This is a genomic window from Methylobacterium sp. WL9 (genome assembly GCF_008040035.1).
Lineage (GTDB): Bacteria > Pseudomonadota > Alphaproteobacteria > Rhizobiales > Beijerinckiaceae > Methylobacterium > Methylobacterium thuringiense.
In genome coordinates this window covers 28,342-42,340 of record NZ_VRVE01000011.1, presented here as the reverse complement: position 1 = coordinate 42,340, position 13,999 = coordinate 28,342, and the positions used below count along the sequence as shown (strand labels likewise).

The 13,999-nt window shown below is 66.4% G+C and carries 9 protein-coding genes; 3 read left to right on the top strand and 6 right to left on the bottom strand.

Annotation, left to right across the window (positions count from 1 at the left end; translation table 11 throughout):
- Positions 1–2: 2 nt before the first annotated feature.
- The 3 genes from FV217_RS06635 to FV217_RS06625 all read right to left on the bottom strand — a co-directional run bounded on the left by FV217_RS06635 (position 3) and on the right by FV217_RS06625 (position 4,359).
- Complete coding sequence (locus FV217_RS06635) at positions 3–962, bottom strand: hypothetical protein (protein WP_246682729.1); 960 nt, start codon at positions 960–962, stop codon at positions 3–5.
- A 131-nt stretch (positions 963–1,093) separates the two neighbouring features.
- Positions 1,094–2,650, bottom strand: coding sequence for a glycogen synthase GlgA (gene glgA, locus FV217_RS06630; RefSeq protein WP_147816231.1), 1,557 nt, complete (start codon positions 2,648–2,650; stop codon positions 1,094–1,096).
- A 104-nt stretch (positions 2,651–2,754) separates the two neighbouring features.
- Positions 2,755–4,359, bottom strand: coding sequence for an alpha-amylase family glycosyl hydrolase (locus tag FV217_RS06625; protein ID WP_147816230.1), 1,605 nt, complete (start codon positions 4,357–4,359; stop codon positions 2,755–2,757).
- Between the two features lie 390 nt (positions 4,360–4,749).
- Here FV217_RS06625 and FV217_RS06620 point away from each other — a divergent pair, with 390 nt between their 5' ends.
- Complete coding sequence (locus tag FV217_RS06620; protein ID WP_147816228.1) at positions 4,750–7,290, top strand: glycogen/starch/alpha-glucan phosphorylase; 2,541 nt, start codon at positions 4,750–4,752, stop codon at positions 7,288–7,290.
- 57 nt (positions 7,291–7,347) lie between these two features.
- Here FV217_RS06620 and FV217_RS06615 read toward each other — a convergent pair whose 3' ends face one another.
- The 3 genes from FV217_RS06615 to FV217_RS06605 form a co-directional block, all read right to left on the bottom strand.
- Positions 7,348–8,292, bottom strand: coding sequence for a ferredoxin--NAD(+) reductase (locus tag FV217_RS06615; RefSeq protein WP_147816226.1), 945 nt, complete (start codon positions 8,290–8,292; stop codon positions 7,348–7,350).
- A 47-nt stretch (positions 8,293–8,339) separates the two neighbouring features.
- A complete protein-coding gene (locus FV217_RS06610; RefSeq protein WP_147816224.1) occupies positions 8,340–8,708 on the bottom strand; it encodes a hypothetical protein in 369 nt (122 codons plus the stop codon).
- Positions 8,709–8,872: 164 nt separating this feature from the next.
- Positions 8,873–11,764: an EAL domain-containing protein gene (locus FV217_RS06605; protein WP_147816222.1), complete on the bottom strand. Its 2,892-nt coding sequence runs from the start codon at positions 11,762–11,764 to the stop codon at positions 8,873–8,875.
- Between the two features lie 255 nt (positions 11,765–12,019).
- On the opposite strand from FV217_RS06605, the gene FV217_RS06600 reads away from it, so the two are divergent.
- Both FV217_RS06600 and FV217_RS06595 read left to right on the top strand, forming a co-directional pair.
- A complete protein-coding gene (locus tag FV217_RS06600) occupies positions 12,020–13,075 on the top strand; it encodes a glycosyltransferase family 4 protein (RefSeq protein ID WP_147816220.1) in 1,056 nt (351 codons plus the stop codon).
- Entirely contained in the window at positions 13,072–13,998 is a 927-nt protein-coding gene (locus tag FV217_RS06595; RefSeq protein ID WP_147816218.1) for an NAD-dependent epimerase/dehydratase family protein, read from the top strand. The genes FV217_RS06600 and FV217_RS06595 overlap by 4 nt, the downstream gene beginning before the upstream one ends.
- Position 13,999 lies beyond the last annotated feature (1 nt).

Sequence of the window (13,999 nt, the reverse complement as noted above, 5' to 3'; positions counted from 1 at the left end):
TTTCAAAACTGCTCGGTCTTGATCATCAATCGGGTCGAGCCGGAATATCCATAAACATCACCAAGAAGCGACAGCAGTTCCTTCGCGAGATCGGCGTCTGACATCTCATCGAGGTGATAATCTCTCCAATAGTTGGGGGATCGGCCCGGTGCGGCAAACCCCGCGGCCTGAAGCCTCGCGACGCGCTGCGGTGTCAGCACGACGGCAAGCGCCGGCCAGCTTTCAGCCGATTGCGCCTCGCAAAACAGAATGCGCATCGGAGATTTCGGCGCGCACTGTATGTATCCGATCCCAACATCAAAGACGGTATAGACCCGGCGCTTTGCATTGATGCGGAGGCGCTGAAGTTCGGCCGCGACGATCCCTCCATACTGCGCCAGCACATCTTCGCGCGTCTCCGCCTTGAGAGGAGGTGGCTCGGCTTTGAACTCACAGGTCCGAATGGAGAATGCTCGCATGGCCGGGGCGTCGTTGACGGAACCGGCAAGATTCTGTGAAGGCCCGTTTCGTGGAGGGCAAGGTATGTCTGCAATCCAATCCGTATTGATTTCCAGGTCGGTGGGATTGGCCTCGTAAGCTCGAGTCAGCACTTCGAGGATCTGTTCGGCGACCACCGCGTACGACATCGGCGCCGGAAATGTTCGGATGTAGTTCCCGAAGCTGCGATCGAGAGACCAGCCAAGATTACCAAGCATTTGGAGGCGGTTGGGATCGAGAACCGCCGCAAGGGATGGCTGCATGGTCACACCGCCCGCTTCGCAGTGCAGAGAATCATCAGGCACGCGACGGCATTGGACGTACTTGTTGCCGTCCCAGACGGTGACGTAGCCGACCCGTCCGGGCCGCACGAGCACGGTGATATTCGCCAGCGCATCGGCGATCGGCGGCGCAGTTTCTGCCGACACGGCAACACAGGTCGCGATCATCACGCACAGCGCCCAGCCGTACTTGGAAAAGCGCATGTCGGTCTCGCATGTGATGTCGGCAGGATCGACGCCTCCTCGGACGTCGCGACCCTTTCAAGAGACCACATGCGGCAATGAGTCGTCAAAGAGCGTTCAAGTCACCAAACGGTCATACTGCTCAGAATGACTTAAGCAGCCTGCCAACGCCGCGGTGCATTGTTGCCGAAGGCTCGCGCATACAGTGCACTGTAATCGAGCGCCGCGCCGTTCCACCCACGATCGCGCGACATCGCCGTATGCCGCATGGCATTCAGTCGCTTCTTGCGGCCGAAGGCGTCGATCGCCCGCCGCACGGCCTGGGTGAGGCCGCCCACGGACGCTTCGCCGAAGCTGAAACCGGTCACCTCATCCTCGACGGTATCGGCGAGCCCGCCGGTGCGGTGGACGATCGGCAGCGAGCCGAAGCGCTGGGCATAGAGCTGCGCCAGCCCGCAGGGCTCGAAGCGGGATGGCATCAGCAGGAAATCGCTTCCTGCGAAGACGCGCCGGGCGTTTTCTTCGCTGAAACCAATATGGACCCCGACTTGGCCCGGATTGCGCTCGGCGAGGCCGCGGAGTGCCTCCTCGAAATGACCCTCGCCCTGGCCCATCACCACCAACTGTCCGCCCTCGGATAGGATCGTGCGGGCAGCGTCGAGGCTGAGGTCGATGCCCTTCTGGTGCACGAGCCGCGAGACGATGGCGAAGAGCGGGCCGCGCGAGACGGCGAGGCCGAAGCCCTGCCGCACGGCCTCGGCATTCGCCGACTTGCCCTTCCAGTCGCCGGCCTCGAAGCGGGCGGCGAGATGTGGGTCGACACGCGGGTCCCAGCTCTCGTCGATGCCGTTGAGGATGCCGGCAAGCTGGCCTTGCGCGGCGCGGGTGCGCAGCAGTCCGTCCATGCCGCAACCCGATTCCGGAGTGGTGATCTCGCGGGCGTAGGTCTCGCTGACCGTGGTGACCTGTGAAGCGTAGTAGAGCCCGGCCTTCAGGAACGAGAGCTGTCCGTAGAACTCGACCCCGTCCACGCGGAAGGCGTCCTCCGGCAGCCCGAGCCGATGCACGGTCTCGCGGGGAAACAGGCCCTGATAGGCGAGATTGTGGATGGTGAGCACGCTCGGCGTACGCGCTCCACGCCATGCGAGATAGGCCGGCGCCAGCGCCGTCTGCCAGTCGTTGAGGTGCAGGAGATCGGCGGACCAGGCCGGATCGGCTCCACGCGCCAACTCCGCGGCAGCGAGACTTAGGCGGGCGAAGCGCAGATCGTTGTCGTGGAAATCGCCTGCGGCGTTGCCGTAAGGTGAACCGTCGCGGTCGTACAGGTCGGCCGACAGCAGGATATAGATGCCGAGGCCGTCCGCGGTCTCGACGAAGCCGAGATTGCACGGCGGCACGTCGGCGAAGCCCGGCAGATGCGCGACCACCGCGATGTCGCCGCAGCTCTCCACCACCTGCCGGTAGCCGGGAATCAGCACCCGGACGTCGTGGTGCTTGCGCAGGGCACGGGGCAGGGCGCCGGCGACTTCGCCGAGCCCACCCGTCTTCACGAAATCCGCCATCTCCGGCGTCGCGAACAGAACCCGGGGCGCGAGCGATGTGCGGTAGGTGGGAACGGCAACGGGCGAGTTGCCACCCGAGACCGGCGGCCGGCCGATCTCGATGGGGGTCTGGCTGACTGTCTCGTGGTCGAGCCCAGGCGTCGGCATGCGAACGGTCCCGTGTTGCAACGGACTCGTTGCGTTGCACAATCCAGGCCATCTTCTAGGTTAACGAATCTGCCACGTCTCTCGCACCGCAGCATTTTTTGCGATCAGATCTCTATGTGCGGCATCAGGATCACGCCTTCGTTGGGAGCGATGTTTAGTTCGCCGGCTTCGCTTGCGCCCGAGCGTCCCGATCGGCTCGATAGCAGCACGGCCCAGGTCGTGCCGGCCGGCAGCATCAGCCGCCGCTCGCAGTCGCCGAAGTTGAGCACGATCCGCACCGTCACATCGCCCTCGAAACGCTCGTAGACGAACAGACCTTCACGCAATTCTGCAGCCGATGAGACGGTGCGATAGCCGCCGACCGAGAGCGCGGCGTGGTCGCGCCGCAGGTGGAGCAGGCGGCGGTGCAACGTCAGGATCGAGCCGGAATCGTCGCGCATCTCGTCGATGTTGCGCCGGGCGGCATCCGTGCTGAGCGGCAGCCAGGGCTCGACTGTCGAGAAGCCGGCATGGAGCGTATCGTCCCATTGCATCGGGGTGCGCTCCGGGTCGCGACCGTGGCCTGGCTCGTTCAACTCCCAGGGGTCCTGCACCCGGTCGGGCGGAATCACCACATTCGCGAGGCCGATCTCATCGCCGTAATAGAGCGTCGGCGTGCCGCGCAGCGTCAGCAGCAGCATTGCGGCGATCCGGGCCTGCGCCTCGCCGACGCGGTCGGTGATGCGGGGCCGGTCGTGGTTGCCGAGCACCCAGTTCGGCCAGCCGCCCACGGGCAAGGCCGCCTCGTACTCCTCCACGAGGGCCGCCACCGACTCCGCTTCCCATGCCGTGCTGAGAAGCTGGAAGTTGAAGGGCAGGTCGGCGCCGGTGAGGTCGTCGCCGTAATAGGCGACGAGCCGCTCGATCGGCAGGTAGATCTCGCCGATCAGCACGCGCTCGCCGTGCTCGCGCAGCACCGCCCGCATCCCGGCGATGATGTCGAACACCTCCGGCCGGTCGCAGGAATAGATCTGCTCGAAGCGGTTGATCTCGGGCAGGTCCGGCACGAAGGCCGGATTAAGCGGATTGTCGCGAAACCCCTCGTCCTTGATCAGGTGCCAGATCACGTCGACTCGGAAACCGTCGACGCCGCGCTTCAGCCAGAAACGCAGCACGTCGTGCATCGCCGCCCTGACGTCCGGGTTGCGCCAGTTCAGGTCGGGCTGCTCGGGCAGGAAGGCATGGTAGTAGTACTGCCCGGTCGCCGCATCGCAGGTCCAAGCCGGGCCGCCGAAATTCGAGAGCCAGTTGTTGGGTGGGCCGCCGTCCGGTGCCGGATCGCGCCAGATGTACCAGTCCCGCCTCGGGCTGTTTCGCGATGCGCGGCTCTCGGCGAACCACGGGTGGGCGATCGACGAGTGGTTCGGCACAAAGTCGAGGATGACCCTCAGCTTGCGCCGATGGGCCTCCGCGATGAGCTCGTCGAAATCGTGGAGCGTGCCGAACAACGGATCGACGCCGCAATAATCCGAGACGTCGTAGCCGAAATCCGCCATCGGCGAAGTGTAGAACGGCGAGATCCAGATCGCGTCGACGCCGAGCCAGGCGAGATAGTCGAGCCGTTGCGTAATCCCGCGCAGATCACCGACACCGTTTCCGTCGCTATCTTGGAACGAGCGCGGATAGATCTGATAAACGGTCCCGCTCTTCCACCAGACCGTGCCGGACATGCGAGACTCCCTGCCGAATCCTGAGACTGCACGGCTCAGGCTTAGCCGGTGTAGGCGGCCGAGGCGAGCCGCCGAATCAAAAGGCTTGCGCCGAGCTTTCACCACGTACGATCGGAGCGATGCCGCTGGCCCGTCCGTGCAGAAAGCGTTCAAACGTGCGCCGGCAAGGTCAATTCGTCGGTGGCGGGTTGCGGTCTGTGTCGACTGAGACACAGATGGGCGGGCACAGCGCCTGTAGTGCAGGGTTGTACTATGACGACGTCTCGACAGAACCACGAAGCTGGACACACCATGCCGGACCAGAACTCTGGAGCCGACCACCGTCGACAGAAGCGCGTGAGGCATCCGGAATCCGATCGCGCTCCGGCGGCGACGAAGGGGGACTTGACGATGCTGAACGAAGCTCAGGCCGGCCATGAGCCGACGGGCGGTGCGGACGCGTCCGCGTCGTCCTCCGCCAAGTTTGCGAAGGATTCCGCGGCGACGCGGGCACTCGCCAAGGAAAAGCTCTTCAACGGCGATTCCGTCGTCGAGCTGCGCGAGGCGATCCGGGCAAAGCTCGTCTACGCGCTCGGCAAGACACCCGAGAGTGCCCGCGATCGCGACTGGTTCGCGGCAACCGCCTTGGCGCTTCGCGACCGCGTCATCGACGCCTGCCACGAGGGAACCGGCGGCAAGGTCCCGGAGAAGCGGGTCTATTACCTCTCTCTCGAATTCCTGATCGGCCGGCTGCTGTCGGACGCGATGAACAATCTGCGCCTCGTCGAGACCACCAAGGCGGCCCTGAAGGATCTCGGCGTCGAGTTGACCGAGGTCGAGGAGGCCGAACCCGACGCCGCGCTCGGCAATGGCGGCCTCGGCCGCCTCGCCGCCTGCTTCATGGAGAGCATGGCGAGCCTGTCGATCCCGGCGATCGGATACGGCATCCGCTACGACCACGGCATCTTCCGCCAATCGATGGAAGACGGCTGGCAGCGCGAGGCGCCGGAGACCTGGCTCGAGGAGGGCAACCCCTGGGAGTTTCCGCGGCCGGAATCCACCTACCGGATCGGCTTCGGCGGCCATGTCACGATGTCAGCGAACGGCGACCTAATCCGCCGCCACTGGCACCCTGCCGAGACCGTCAACGCAGTGGCCTACGACATCCCGGTCGTCGGCTGGCGGGGCAAGCACGTGAACCAGCTGCGTCTCTGGAAGGCCGAGGCCGACGCTCCGGTGGAGCTTGCCCGCTTCAACCACGGCGACCATGTCGGCGCGGTGGCCGGGCGCGCCCGGGCGGAGTCGATCTCGCGCGTGCTTTACCCCAGCGATTCCTCGGCCGAAGGCCAGGAATTGCGCCTGCGCCAGGAATACTTCTTCACCTCGGCTTCGCTGCAGGATCTCGTGCGCCGGCACCTGAACGAGCGCGGCGACCTGCGTTCGCTGCCGGACCACGCCGCGATCCAGCTCAACGACACCCACCCCGCCATCGCCGTGCCGGAGCTGATGCGCATCCTCATGGAGGAGCACGACTTCTCCTACGAGGACGCTTGGCACGTCACCACGAACACCCTCGGCTACACCAACCACACGCTGCTGCCCGAGGCGCTGGAAACTTGGCCGGTCGAGCTGATGGAGCGACTGCTGCCGCGCCACATGCAGATCATCTACCTGATCAACTGGACCCATCTCGAAGAGCAGGCGAAGCAGGGCAAGAGCGACTCCGCCCACGTCGCCGCCGTCTCGCTCATCGACGAATCGCACGGCAAGCGCGTGCGGATGGGCCATCTCGCCTTTCACGGCTCCCGTCGCGTCAACGGCGTCTCGGCCCTGCATAGCGAGTTGCTGAAATCAACGCTGTTCAAGCCGCTCCACGATCTGGAACCGGAAAAAATCGTCAACAAGACCAACGGCATCACCTTCCGCCGCTGGCTGCACAACGCCAATCCCGAGTTGACGGCCCTGGCCGTGGAGACGGTCGGCGAGGGCGTCCTCGACGATCCCGAGTTGCTCATCGGCCTCACCGACTACGCCGATGATCCGGATTTCCGCAAACGCTATGCGGCCGTTCGGCGTGCCAAGAAGCGTAAACTCGCGCAGGTCATCGTCGAGCGTACCGGCATCTCGGTCGATCCGTCGGCCCTGTTCGATGTCCAGATCAAGCGCATCCACGAATACAAGCGCCAGCTCCTGAACCTGATCGAGACGGTCGCGCTCTATCAGGCGATCAAGGAGGCTCCGCACAAGGACTGGACCCCGCGGGTCAAAATTTTCGGCGGCAAGGCGGCGCCGAGCTACGTCCAGGCCAAGCTCATCATCAAGCTGGCGAACGACATCGCCCGCACGATCAACGACGATCCCGACGTCGCCGGCCGGCTCAAGTTGGTCTTCCTGCCGAACTACTCGGTGAGCCTAGCCGAAGCGATCATTCCCGCGGCCGACCTTTCCGAGCAGATTTCGACCGCCGGCATGGAGGCCTCGGGCACCGGCAACATGAAGCTGGCGCTAAACGGCGCACTGACCGTCGGCACGCTCGACGGGGCCAACATCGAGATCCGGGACCATGTCGGCGCGGACAACATCTTCATCTTCGGCCTCGACGCCGCTGGCGTGCAGGCACGCGTCACCGAGCATGCCTATGCACAGCGGGCGATCGCAGCATCGCCGCGGCTCGCCAAGGCGCTCGATGCCATCGGATCGGGGATGTTCTCACCGGACGAGCGGGGCCGCTTCGGCTCGCTGGTCGACGGCGTGCGCTATCACGATCCCTACCTGATCACCGTCGACTTCGATGACTATTGGCGGGTTCAGCGGGAGATCGACGCCGCCTGGAAGCGTCCGGCAACCTGGTGGCGTGCGGCGATCTTGAACACCGCGCGTATGGCGTGGTTCTCATCGGACCGCTCGATGCGCGAATATGCGGCGGAGATCTGGCGGGTGAAGGTCGCCTGACCACAACGCTGTCCGACCAAAGGGCCCGCCGCGATCCGTCGCCGCGGGCCTTTCTTGTCAGAGCGTCGGGTCGAGCGGGATGGTGTAGCAGCGCGCGCCGACGCTCGCGGCGAGTACTTCGACGGCGCCGACAGTCGCGGCGCGGCCCGAGACATGGACCGCGTCGTTGGCACGCAGCATCGGGATATGGGCGGTGAGCGGGCCGGGCTTCACGTCCGGCGGGCGCTGCCGGTTTCGGTCGGCGACCGTGACGATGCGCGCCACGCCGGTGGCCCTCAGCCAGTCGAGTGCCGGCTGCATGTAGAGGTCGAGCGGATCGCGTGCGCCGACGACGAGGGTCTGCTCGCGGGCCGGCTCGATGTAGCGGGCCGCCCGGGCGATGGCCCAGATACCTGCGAAACCCGCCTCGTCGGCGACCAGCACCAAACGGCCGCCGCCGGGCCGGTATTGCCCGCGACCTACCGGCCCCTTCACGCTGACCGGCTTGCCGAGTTCGAGCTCACCGGCAAACGAGCCTCCGACCACGCCGGCTTCACAGCCGATATGGAAGACCAGTTCGTTGAGTTCCGCGGCGCCGTCCACGCGCAACGACGGCGTCAGCGTGACGGGATGCCATCCGGCCATGGTCAGCACGACCTGATGTCCCGGCTGGAAGGGGAGGGGGTTGGCAAGCGTCACGATCGCCTCGACCACGCCCGGGCAAAGCCTGCTGATCTCGGTGATGCTGCCGCTGCGCTTGACGGAGTCCGCGGCCGGCTCCGGCTCGCCGGGGGCGTGCATCGGGTTTGCGGCCGGCAGGGTAAGCCGCATCGGCTCGGGCCGGAAGCCGCGCGGCTCTGCCCGGCGCCCGGATGGCGCGGCGCCCTGGCCGGACATCGCCGTTCCGTGAAGCCCTTGCATCGGTGTGATCATGCCGTCTGTCACGGCAGCGTCGACCGGAGTGTCTCCCGTGGAGACACGCACCGACTTGCCGTTGACGACGAGTGAGCAACGGGCGCTCATGGCCGTCTCCCGCTTCGATGAATGACGTTGGACGCGTGTCGATCGGGTCAGGCGGAGGGATGCAGCAGCCTGTCGACCAGGGTCGCCCAGCGATCGCGAACGGCACGCGCTTCGTCTCCAAGCGTCTGATCGGCATCGTCGAAGCCGACGCAGGCTCGCAGGCTGGCATTCTCGCGGCGCTCGGCCATGAGCACGGCCTTCAGAAGCATCATCTCGGTGCGCAGCCGCGCGATGTCCGAGGGAGGAGCATCGGTCTCGTCGATGCCCGGGGTGATCGCGGCAGGTTGTGCCGGTTCGAGATCGGGCATGACCGTCCTGACGGCCGGCGTTGCCCGCATGCGGATCGGCCGCGCGATCAGACGCCGCACGACGTCAGAGCCGTGACCGTATCCCGTCCGCCGCGCCGCCTCGGCCATTGCACCGTCTCCGCAAACCATCCGCCGACCGCGTCGAGCGCGATCCTCGTGTCTCCACAGGACTTTGGGGTGACATGGTTAAGGGAGCTTTAAGCCGCCCGCCGCGAGCCGGCGGCCCCCGATCATCCGGCGATGTGCTGTGCGATCTCTGTCGCCGAGCCCGATCAGGCCGCCTCCGGGGCGGCTCCGACGAGCTGGCGAGCCTGGAGCACCGTCATCGGCTCGCCGAAGGCGGCACCCTGCGCATAATCGCACCCGACATCCTGCAGGCCCTGCGCATCGGCCTCGGATTCCGCACCCTCGGCAACGATGGCCAGACCGAGTTCCTGCGCCATCCTGACGATCGACCGCAGGATCGCGGTACGGCCGGAGCCCATTTGCCGAACGAAGGTATGGTCGATCTTGATCGTGTCGAAGGGGAAGCGCTGCAGGTACGACAGGGCGGAATAACCCGTGCCAAAATCGTCAAGCGACAGACCGGCGCCGAGATCATGGATACGCGCCAGCATCTGAGCCGCGTATTCCGGATTCTCCATCACGAGGCTTTCGCTGAGCTCCAGCTTAAGCGAGCCCGGCAGCACACCCGAGCGTGCCAGAACCGTCTTCACGTCGTGCAGGAGGTCGTGCCGCAGAAGTTGACGGGACGAGATGTTGACGGTCGCGAAGATCGGAGGCTCGACTTCGAGCGAACGCTGCCACGCCGCGAGTTCGAGGGCCGTCCGCTCAATGGCGAAGTTGCCAAGGTTGACGATAAAACCCGTCTCCTCCGCCACCGGCAGGAAGGTCGAGGGCGGGATGCGTCCGAGTTTCGGGTGATCCCAGCGCAGAAGCGTCTCGAAGCCGGCGACGGTGCGATCCTCGAGCCGCACGATCGGCTGAAACAGCACCTTGATCTCGCCGCGCTCCAGCGACTTGCGCAGGTCGCTCTCCAGCATGAGCCGGTCCGAGCGCTCGTTGCGCATGGTCGCCCGGAAGACATCCGTGCGGTCACCACCGCCGCGCTTGGCCTGGATCATGGCCATCTCGGCGTTCTTGAACACGTCCTCGCGCTTCGGTGCCGCATTCCCCTGGCCGCCTTCGTAGAGCGCGATGCCGACGGAGACGGTCAGGAACACCTCGCGGTCGGCATAGGTCACGGGGGTGGCGATCGCACGGCGGATCATCTCGGCGAAGGAGAGGATGCGGTCGGGGTCGCGCTCGGATTGCAGGATCACGGCGAACTCGTCGCCGGCTACCCGAGAGAGCGTGTCCTGCGGCCGCAGGAGTCGGCCGAGCCGGCGCGAGAGCGTCAGCAGGATCGAGTCGCCGGCCGATAGGCCGATGGCATCGTTGATCGCTTTGAAGCGATCGATGTCGAGCACGATCACCGCCGGTTTAAGGCGCTGGTCCTGTCCCGCGAGGGCCAGGGCGGCATCGAGCCGGTCGTAGAACAGCTCGCGGTTCGGCAGGCCGGTGAGGCTGTCGTGCACCGCGTCGTGCAGCAGCCGCTCCTCCGCGGTCTTGGTCTCGGTGACGTCGGCGATGGTGCCGACGATGCGCACCACTTCTCCATCGGTCCCGATCACCGGTCGTGCCTTGAGGCGGTACCAGTAGTAGGGGCCCGAGGCGGAGCGCAGCCGGAAATCGTGCAGGATGCGTCCGCGCCGCTCCTCGATCACCGTATCGAGTGCCGCCGAGTAGCGCTCGACATCGAACGGATGCAGTAGCCCCAGCCAATTTGCGGCAGGACCTTCGAGCGCCCCGCGCTTGAGGCCGAGCTGGCTCTCGATCTCCTGCCCCGCGAAGACGCGGTCGCCCGGTACGTCCCAATCGAACACGATGTCGCCGGCGCCCGTCAGCGCCAGGGCCCGGCGCTCCGTGTCGGAGACGAGGGCGTGGCTCATGCCGCTGCCGGCGAAGGCGTGCTGCATCACCGTGAAGCCGATCAGCATCACGATCAGCACGAGGCCGCCGATCAGCGCCGGCTGCACGATATCGGAGCCGATCTGTCCGGTGACGGTGAAGGCCGCGGCCACCACCCAGAACAGCAGCAGCAGCCATGTCGGAATCAGCAGGATGGCCCGGTCGTAACCGTTGTGGACGGCGAGGTAGAGGATCAGCAGCAGGCCGACGCCGGCCACCGCAGCAATCGAGATCCGCGCTACGCCGGCCGCCACCGGCGGGTCGAAGGCGGCGAGCCCGACGAGCCCGGCCAGAAAGGCCAGCCAGAAGAAGGCGACGTGGCTGTAGCGCACGTGCCAGCGCGACAGGTTGAGATAGGCGAACAGGAAGACGAGCAGCGTCGCCCCCAGTACCGCCTCGGCGGAGGCCCGGTAGACCCGCTCGACCACCTCGGTCGTCGGAAAGACGCGCTGAAAGAACCCGAAATCGATGCAGGCATAGGCCAGCACCGCCCAAGCCAACGCCGCGGCAGCTGGAAAGATGATCGCGCCCTTCACCACGAAGATGATCGTCAGGAACAGCGCCAGCAGGCCGGCGATGCCGATGATGATGCCCTCGTAGAGAGTCAGGCCGCTGGTTTTTTTGCGATAGGCATCCTGGTCCCAGAGGTAGACCTGGGGGATGTTCGGTCCCTTCAGCTCCGCGACGTAGGTGATGGTGGTGCCGGGATCGAGGGTGATCAGGAACTGGTCGGCGTCGGTGCTCTCGTCGCGGTCGGGGCGGATGCCCTCGCTCGCCGTGATCGCGGCGATGCGCGATCCGCCGAGATCCGGCCAGACGACCCCCGAACCGACGAGACGGAAATGCGGGGCGACCAGCAGCCGGTCGATCTGCTCGTCGGTGTCGTTGGTGAGCGCGAACACCATCCAGTCCGGCCGCGCCCCCGTCTCGCGCGCCTTGACGACGATGCGGCGCACGATCCCGTCCTTGCCCGGCGCCGTCGAGATCTGGATGAGGTCGCCGTCCGAGCGGTAGCGCTCGATCGTCGGCGTCAGGTCGATGGCCGGCGCATCGAGTTTCACGCGTACGGCTTCGACCGCCTGCGCGGGCAGAGTGAAGCCGAGGGCGCCCAGGAGCGCCGTCAGCAATGCGAGAACGAGGGGGATCTGGCGCAACGGGACGTTTTCTTGGGGGCCGTTTTGCGACCGTGGCACGGGATCGAGCGAGCCGGACAAGTGGTATCGGTGCGGCATTCCCCGAGCAAGGCGGCGAGCCCCACGGCGCGGGAGTGCCCACCGCTCAAATGCCGCGACACCCGGAGACGGGTCGCGCGGATTTGCGGCCAAAACAAGCCGCGACCAGCCTTCTCTCCTAGGGATGGGCCTTGCCTCCCTTCCCGCAACGACCGCCAAGCGGTTAAAGCCGGAGGCATGAGCCCGTCCTCCGTCAGCCTGCTGCCCCTGCTCGCCGTGCCGCTCGCGGCCGTGACGAGCGCCGTGCTGATCGTATTGCTCATGCCGCTTTTGCGGCGCTACGCGCTCGCCCGCCCGAATGCGCGGTCGAGCCACGCCGTCCCGACGCCCCAGGGCGGAGGCGTCGCGATCATCGCGGCGACGGTCGTGGTCGGCACGGCCCTCCTGATCGCCGAAACGAAGGCGCTGCCTTCTACGGAGGCTGTCGTGCTGATGCTGTCGGTCACCGCCCTGGCCATCGTCGGCGGTCGCGACGACGTCCGGCCTCTGCGGGTTTCGATCCGGCTCGGACTGCAGGTGGCGGCCGTGGCGGCGGTCATCATCGCAACCGGCGGCCGGCTGTTTCCGGCCATGCCGATCGTCCTCGAGCGCGGGATCGAGGTGCTTGCCGGCCTCTGGTTCGTGAACCTCGTCAATTTCACCGACGGGCTCGACTGGATGACGCTGGCCGGCATGGTGCCGGTGACCGCCGTGCTCGTGCTGCTGGGCTATGCCGGTGTGCTGCCGGTCCTGCCGACGCTCGTCGCGGCCGCTTTGCTCGGCGGATTTCTAGGGTTTGCGCCCTTCAACCGACCGGTGGCGCGGCTGTTCATGGGAGATGTCGGCTCGCTGCCCGTCGGGCTGTTGATCGCCTGGCTGCTCTATCGTCTCGCGCTCGATGGCGGTTTCGCTGCCGCGATCCTGCTGCCGCTCTATCCGGTCTCCGACGCTACGCTCACCCTGCTGTGGCGACTCAAACGGGGCGAGAAGGTCTGGCAGGCCCATCGCAAGCACTTCTATCAGGTCGCCACGGTAAACGGCTTCTCGGTGCCGGAAGTGGTTGGATCGGTCTTCGCCGTGAGCGTGCTTCTCTCAATGTTCGCAGCCGCGAGCTTGCTTTGGCCTTCCTGGGGCATCACCGTCGCGGCGCTCGCTGCGGGCGGAGGCCTCGTCGTCACGCTTCTGCGCCGGTTCAACACGCCGGTCGCGGGATCCGAAGCGGATCGGAATCAGAGGAGGGCTTCGGCATCGTGAGCGGACCTCTGATTGCTCTCACAGGCGCGACGGGCTTCATCGGGCGGCATCTGCTCACCGCGCTCTCCGCGCGCGGATTTCGCGTGCGCGTGCTGCTCCGGCGGCCCGTCGAGGTGCCTGAGGGGGCGAGCAGCGCCGTCGTTGGCGACCTCGCGCGGCCGATCAACATGGCTGCCGCCCTCTCGGGCGTCGATGCGGTCGTCCATTCCGCCGGGCTCGCCCACGCCATGTCGGGCGCGCCCGAAGACGACTTCCGCAGTTCCAACACCGAGGCGACGAAGCGCCTCGCCGACGCGGCAGAACGCGCAAAGGTCCGCCGGTTCGTTTTCCTCTCCTCGATACGGGCGCAGACCGGCCCGAGCGCGCCGGTCCCCGTTCTGGAGAGCGATACTCCCGCACCGACCGACGCGTATGGCCGCTCCAAGCTCGCGGCCGAACAGGCGCTCGCCGAAACGGGCCTCGACTGGGCCGCCCTGCGGCCTGTCTTGGTCTACGGCGCCGGCGTGAAAGGCAACATGGCAGCGCTGATGCGGCTTGCGCGCTCGCCTTATCCGCTTCCGCTGGCGAGCCTCGCGGGCAAGCGCTCGCTCGTTTCGGTCGAGAGCCTGTCGGCCGCGGTCGCCACCGTGCTTCATGTGCCGGGGCCTCTTTCACGCCCGCTCATCGTCGCCGACCCAGACCCATTGAGCCTGCCCGAAATGCTCGCGGCCCTTCGCAGCGGGCTCGGCCGCGGCGCAGGACTGCTGCCGGTACCTGTGCCGCTGATTGGTCTCGCCTGTCGTCTCACCGGGCGAGAGGAGATCTTCGATCGGCTGTCGGGGTCGCTGGTCGCAAGCTCGGATGGGTTGGCTGCGCTCGGTTGGCGGCCGTCCCAGACGTCGCGAGATGGTTTGGCGGCGCTTTCACGCGGCAAAACTGCCTGAG

Bases quoted from the DNA above. Each gene is read 5' to 3' on its own strand.
- FV217_RS06635 (WP_246682729.1), bottom strand. From the start codon at position 962: ATGCGCTTTTCCAAGTACGGCTGGGCGCTGTGCGTGATGATCGCGACC.
- glgA (WP_147816231.1), bottom strand. From the start codon at position 2,650: ATGCCGACGCCTGGGCTCGACCACGAGACAGTCAGCCAGACCCCCATC.
- FV217_RS06625 (WP_147816230.1), bottom strand. From the start codon at position 4,359: ATGTCCGGCACGGTCTGGTGGAAGAGCGGGACCGTTTATCAGATCTAT.
- FV217_RS06620 (WP_147816228.1), top strand. From the start codon at position 4,750: ATGCTGAACGAAGCTCAGGCCGGCCATGAGCCGACGGGCGGTGCGGAC.
- FV217_RS06615 (WP_147816226.1), bottom strand. From the start codon at position 8,292: ATGAGCGCCCGTTGCTCACTCGTCGTCAACGGCAAGTCGGTGCGTGTC.
- FV217_RS06610 (WP_147816224.1), bottom strand. From the start codon at position 8,708: ATGGCCGAGGCGGCGCGGCGGACGGGATACGGTCACGGCTCTGACGTC.
- FV217_RS06600 (WP_147816220.1), top strand. From the start codon at position 12,020: ATGAGCCCGTCCTCCGTCAGCCTGCTGCCCCTGCTCGCCGTGCCGCTC.